At 75.2% G+C, this 573-nt stretch carries 1 protein-coding gene; it reads right to left on the bottom strand.

Features of this window, described 5'->3' with window-relative positions; genetic code table 11:
* On the bottom strand, positions 1–573 hold a 573-nt coding region (locus AC1D15_RS36310; RefSeq protein ID WP_477829905.1), incomplete at both ends, for a DinB/UmuC family translesion DNA polymerase.

The raw sequence follows: 573 nt of genomic DNA, 5'->3' as shown, positions 1-573 counted from the left end.
GCGCTGCACCCGCTCGCGGCCGAGCCGCGCCTGCAGCCGCTCGAGCAGGCGCGTGAGCCCTTCGTGCTCGCTGCGCGGCGTCGGGAACAGCTCGGCGTTCGGCGGCGGCTGGCGCGCGATGTCGCTGGCGCGCAGCACGAGCTCCAGCGTCGGCGCCGGCAAGGCCAGCTGCGCGAGCCGCTCGCGCAGCAGCGCCATCAGGTGCTTCGCATCGCGCGACGGCTCGGCCAGCGCGATCTCCAGCGTCGTGTGCTGCGGCGTCCGGTCATCGCGCCGCCAGCGCGGCTCGTGCTTCATCTGCAGGCTGAAACGGCGCACGAAGGCATGCTGCGCCGCGAGCCACGCCACCAGCCGCGACAGCAGCACCTGCACGCCGTGCATCACCTGCTCGGTGGTGTCGGCCCGCGCGAACAGCTCGAGCGCGCTGTCGAAACTCGCCGGCAGCGCGATCGACATGCGCGGATCGGGGCGCCGGCCGAGCGCGCCGTCGAGCTCGGTCAGCAGCGCCTCGCCGAAGCGCCGCGCCAGCCCGGCGCGCGGCAGGCTGCGCAGGTCGCCCAGCGTGTTCAGCCC

Source organism: Rhizobacter sp. P2_H2, from assembly GCF_056403375.1.
The sequence above is the reverse complement of the archived record's forward strand: the minus strand, read 5'-3'. Positions and strand labels throughout refer to the sequence as shown.